The 5,037-nt window shown below is 74.3% G+C and carries 5 protein-coding genes; 3 read left to right on the top strand and 2 right to left on the bottom strand.

The window, feature by feature from the left end:
- From C1I97_RS31235 to C1I97_RS31225, 3 genes are all read left to right on the top strand, one after another.
- Nucleotides 1-254: thiamine phosphate synthase (locus C1I97_RS31235; protein ID WP_181447000.1), on the top strand; the 254-nt coding region annotated here is incomplete at its 5' end.
- Between the two features lie 163 nt (nt 255-417).
- Nucleotides 418-1,341, top strand: coding sequence for a methylenetetrahydrofolate reductase [NAD(P)H] (gene metF, locus C1I97_RS31230; protein WP_111006431.1), 924 nt, complete (start codon nt 418-420; stop codon nt 1,339-1,341).
- A 56-nt stretch (nt 1,342-1,397) separates the two neighbouring features.
- Nucleotides 1,398-2,354, top strand: a complete 957-nt coding sequence (locus C1I97_RS31225) for an SCO2102 family sporulation regulator (RefSeq protein WP_111006430.1) — start codon at nt 1,398-1,400, stop codon at nt 2,352-2,354.
- 12 nt (nt 2,355-2,366) lie between these two features.
- On the opposite strand, the gene C1I97_RS31220 is transcribed toward C1I97_RS31225, so the two are convergent.
- On the bottom strand, nt 2,367-3,863 hold the full coding sequence (locus C1I97_RS31220; protein ID WP_111006429.1) for a phytoene desaturase family protein: 1,497 nt from the start codon (nt 3,861-3,863) through the stop codon (nt 2,367-2,369).
- 294 nt (nt 3,864-4,157) lie between these two features.
- On the bottom strand, nt 4,158-4,772 hold the full coding sequence (locus tag C1I97_RS31215) for a DUF4126 domain-containing protein (RefSeq protein ID WP_111006428.1): 615 nt from the start codon (nt 4,770-4,772) through the stop codon (nt 4,158-4,160).
- Nucleotides 4,773-5,037: the final 265 nt, after the last annotated feature.

Below are 5,037 nucleotides of genomic sequence, written 5' to 3'. Positions count from 1 at the left end.
GCACCAAGCCCGGCCGGCCCGCCCCCGGCCTCGGCCTGGTCCGGTACGCCGCCTCCCTGCGCACCGACCGGCCCTGGTTCGCCATCGGCGGCATCGACCTCGGCAACCTGGACCAGGTCCTTCAGGCCGGCGCCCGCCGTGTCGTCGTGGTCCGGGCCATCACCGAGGCCGACGACCCCGGCGCGGCGGCGGCCGAGTTCGCCGGGCGGCTGCGGCAGGCGGCAGGGCAGGGCGCCAAGCAGGGCGTCGAGTAGGGCACGCGTACAGTGCGCCGGTGTCTCACTGGGCGGACGCCCCGCGAGACCCGACCCGGCCATTTCGGGCCCCGCTGTCCGAAAGGTGGACGACAGTCCGGCAAATCGGGCGAATTTCCCGCCTCCGGTTGGGGGACCGCCGCCCCCTGGCTAACCTGCGGGTATGGCCCTCGGAACCGCATCCACCAGGACTGATCGCGCACGCACCGTGCGCGACATCCTCGCCGCCGGAAAGCCGACGTACTCGTTCGAGTTCTCGGCGCCGAAGACCCCCAAGGGCGAGCGGAACCTGTGGAGCGCGCTGCGCAGGGTCGAGGCGGTCGCGCCGGACTTCGTCTCCGTGACCTACGGCGCGGGCGGCTCCACGCGCGCGGGCACGGTCAAGGAGACCGAGCAGATCGTCGCCGACACCACTCTCACCCCGGTCGCACACCTCACCGCCGTCGACCACTCCGTCGCCGAACTGCGCAACATCATCGGTCAGTACGCCGACGCCGGCATCCGCAACATGCTCGCCGTGCGCGGCGACCCGCCCGGCGACCCGGCGGGCGAGTGGGTCCCGCACCCGCGCGGGCTGACGTACGCGGCCGAACTCGTCCGGCTCATCAAGGAGTCGGGCGACTTCTGCGTCGGCGTCGCCGCCTTCCCCGAGATGCACCCGCGCTCGACCGACTGGGACACCGACGTCAGGCACTTCGTCGACAAGTGCCGCGCGGGCGCCGACTACGCCATCACGCAGATGTTCTTCCAGCCGGAGTCGTACCTCCGCCTGCGCGACCGCGTCACCGCGGCCGGATGCGAGACCCCGGTGATCCCCGAAGTCATGCCGGTCACTAGTGTGAGAATGCTCGAGCGGCTGCCGCAGCTCAGCAACGCCGTCATTCCGGACGCCCTGAAAGAGCGGATCCTCGCGGCGAAGGACGATCCGGCGGCGGTACGCTCCATGGGGATCGAGTTCGCCACGGAGTTCTGCGCACGGCTGCAGGCCGAGGGAGTGCCCGGGCTGCACTTCATCACGCTCAACAACTCCACGGCGACGCTGGAAATCTACGAGAACCTGGGTCTGCACCGCCCGCCGCAGACCTAGACCGGCCGCACCCGCGTACGACACACTGCGGAGCGGTCATTGGGAGAGGGGCGTACATGGGCTGGACGGTCCTCTACATCGCGTTCGGCATCGTCGCGCTGTGGCTGCTCGGCGAGGTGCTGCTGCAGTACAAGGCACGCCTGCGCTGGCGGCTGCTCGCCTTCGCGGGCTTTCTCGGGGTCGTGTTCGGTGTACTGATCCCGTCCGTCGTCGTGATCGGTCTGGGCGCGGCCGCGTTCGCGGTCGGACAGACCTATGTCACGCTGTCCTTCCGCCGCGGCTTCGCGGACGGCTGGGCGGTCGGCCGCCCCGGCGCCGACGGCGTTCAGAAGCCGCTGCGCCGCCGCGGCAGGGGCGAGCGCCAGGACCCGGCGCTGGAGGTCTCCGGCCTCGAAGCGGCCGGGGGGGAACACGGCGCCCACGGCGACACCGGCACCATGCCGGCCCTGCACGGTCACGACAGCCCGGCGTACGGGCACGACGACCCCGACCGCGACGACGTCTTCACCCCCGCCCGCCCCACTGAGCCCACGGCCGCGGAGGCCACCGCGGTGTACGAGCCGCAGCCCCTGCCCGACGACACCGGCTCGTACGGCGTCTACGGCGACTCGGCCCGGGCCCAGGACCAGTACGCCACCGCCGACCAGAACCACGCGTACGACTACTCCGGCTACGGACAGCAGGGTTACGGCTACGACGCCGGCGGCGGGCAGCAGTACGCCGGCTACTCCGACCCGTACGCCGGCACCCAGACCTACGACGGCGCCTCCTACGACACCGCCTACGGCGGCCAGCAGGGCTACGGGCAGCAGGGCTACGGCACCCAGGACGCCTACGCCGGCTCGGGCTACGGTGGTGAGACCCCGGCCGGCGGGGTGTGGGTCCCGCAGCAGCGCAGCGACGAGTCCTACGGCGGCGAACTCCCGCAGGAGCAGCAGTCGTACCCCTACCAGGGCGACAACCACGGTCAGCAGCAGCACGGTTCGGGCTTCGACGAGCAGTACCGCTTCTGACCGCCGCCCGGCTCACTGGGAGCCGCGGAACTCCGGTCCCTCCACGATCAGTCCGGCCACCAGCGCGCCCGACATGCCGGCGTGCGGCAGCCCGCCGCCGGGGTGCGACCAGCCGCCGATGGTGAACAGGCCGGGAAGCGCGGTGGTGTTGGCCGGGTGCAGCAGGCGTCCCTCCGCCGCGGCGAGCGCCGGCGCGGGGACGGCGCCGCCCTCCGCGCCCGTCGTCCGGGCGATGTCGGCCGGGGTGCGGACCTCGTGCCACAGGAGCCGGTCGCGCAGCCCGGGTACGGCGCGCGAGGCGGCGGCGATCATGCGGTCGGCCTGTGCGCGCAGCCCCGCCGACGCCGACGCCGGGACCGTCGCCGTGAGCGTGACCGCCTCGTGCCCGGGGTCCGGGACCAGCGCCGGATCGTCCGGGCGGGACACCGTGACCGTGGGCCGCGCGGGCAGCTCGGGGTCCGTGCCGAACAACGCGTCGAGCTCGGCCTCGCGGTCCTCCGTGTGCACCACCGTCCGATGGGCCGTCCCTTCGGGCCGCCCGCCGCGCAGCGCCAGCAGCACGGTGAGGCGGCTGGGCGCCCCGGGCCGGGCCGGTACCTCTCCCTCGCCCCGCAGAGCCGCGCCCCGGACCATGCCGTCCAGCGCGCGGGGGCCCGCGCCGGCGATCACGAACTCCGCCTCGGCCACCGTCCCGTCGGCGAGCTCGACCCCGGCCGCCCGGCCGTCCTTCTCGACGATCCGCGTGACCTCGGCGCCGAAGACGAACTCGACCCGGCGGGCCAGGCACCGCTCGTACACGGCACGCGCCAGCTCGCGCAGGCCGCCGCGGACGTACCAGGTGCCGAAGGCGTGCTCCAGGTACGGCAGCACGGCGGCGTTCGCCGGGGTGGTGCGCGGGTCGAGGCCGTGCACGAGCGCGTGACTCTCCAGGAGTGCGGCGAGACGCGCGTCGCGCAGCTCCCAGGCGCCGACCTCGGCGAGCGTGCCGGCCCGGCGGGTGCGCAGCAGGCGCTTGTGCGGGACGGCCGGGTAGGGCTCGCGCTCGGCCAGCACGGACCAGTTGGGCCACAGCGGCTCCTCCAGGAGCGGGCGCCGGGAGCGGTCCCAGGTCTCGCGCGCCCGCACCAGGAAGTCGCCCCAGCGCTGCCCGACGCCCGCCCCGAGCGCGTCGTCCAGGGCCGAGACGACACCCGCGCGGGAGGCGTTCGGCAGGGACACCTCGGTGCCGTCCGCGAAGACGTGCCGCGCCGACGGATCGACCTGGACCAGCTCGACGCAGTCCTCCAGCGGTTCCTTGCCGGTCTTGACGAACAGGTCGCGGTAGACGGCGGGCAGCGGCAGCAGGCTGGGCCCGGTGTCGAAGGCGAAGCCGTCCCGTTCGGCGCGGCGCACCGCACCGCCGTACGTCTCCGTGCGCTCGAACACCGTCACCCGGTGCCCCACGACGGCGAGCCGGGCAGCCCCCGCCATCGCGCCCATCCCAGCACCGACCACCACAATCCGTCCCATGCCAGTGACTGTATCGACCCGCACGGACGGCCCCGTCCGCACCCTGTCGGCCGACGGCTTCCCCGCGGGCGCGGGCCGCGGTGGGTGGTCCCGCCCGCGAGGCGCCGTCCCGTGGCCCTTTCGCCCGCGGGCGCGTGCGGCGGTCACGAGGTTGCGCCCGTACCAGGCGCACGGGGCCCTTCCGCCCGCGGACGCGTGTGCCCGGGCGCCGGGGGCCTGTGCGCCCGCGCCGGGCCCGTGCCGTTCTGGTGGCGGGGCCTTGCCCGGCGTCGCCGGCCCGGAGGCGTGGGCGGGTCAGCCCGGCGGGGCCTCCGCCCGGACGGCCTGGCGGCGTTCCTCGCGGCGGCGGGCCCGGCGGCGCAGGTAGCGGCGGATGCGGGAGATCAGGAAGGTGACGACGACGACGCCCGCGAGGAGGAGGACGGCGGCGATGACCGCCGCGGCCAGGGGGTGGAAGACGGCGAAGGTGACGAGGCCGGCCACTCCGAGGTCCTCGGCCAGGCTCACGAGCATGTTGCTCACGGGCTCGGGGGAGGTGTTGACCGCCATCCGCGTCCCGGTCTTCACCAGATGGCTGGCCAGTGCCGTGCCGCCGCCGACCAGGCCCGCCGTGATGTCCGACAGCGAGCCGCTCTGCCCGGCGAGCAGCGCGCCGATCCAGGCCCCCGCGACCGGGCGGATCACGGTGTGCGCGGTGTCCCACACCGAGTCCACGTACGGGACCTTGTCGGCGACCGCCTCGCACACGAACAGCACACCCGCGGCGATCAGCACCTCGGGCCGCTGCAGAGCGGAGGGGACGTCGTCGCTCAGTCCCGTCGCGCCGAACACACCGAGCAGCAGCACCACCGCGTACGCGTTGATGCCGCTGGCCCAGCCGCTTGTGAAGATCAGGGGGAGTACGGACACGGACGCGATCGTAGTCAGTGCGCGGCCCGGCGTCGTGGGGGCGAGCGCGCGGAACTGAGTATCCGTACCTAGACGGTGAGATGAGTACGCGCGCGGATGAGGCGGAGACCGCGTGAACGGGAGAGTGGAGGCACGGAAAGGGGCCCGGCGCCGGCACCGCCGACACGGGGCGGCGGAACGGCGCGGCCCTCGACCGCTCCTTCCGCCGGTCCCGTCGGCGGGAGCGAGGACTGGGAACCCGGGGACCCGGGGGAACGACCGGACG

Origin of the sequence: Streptomyces sp. NTH33 (genome assembly GCF_003236365.1) — a bacterium.
Taxonomy (GTDB): Bacteria; Actinomycetota; Actinomycetes; order Streptomycetales; family Streptomycetaceae; genus Streptomyces.
Note: the sequence above shows the minus strand (reverse complement) of the source record. Positions and strands in the feature narration are given on the sequence as shown.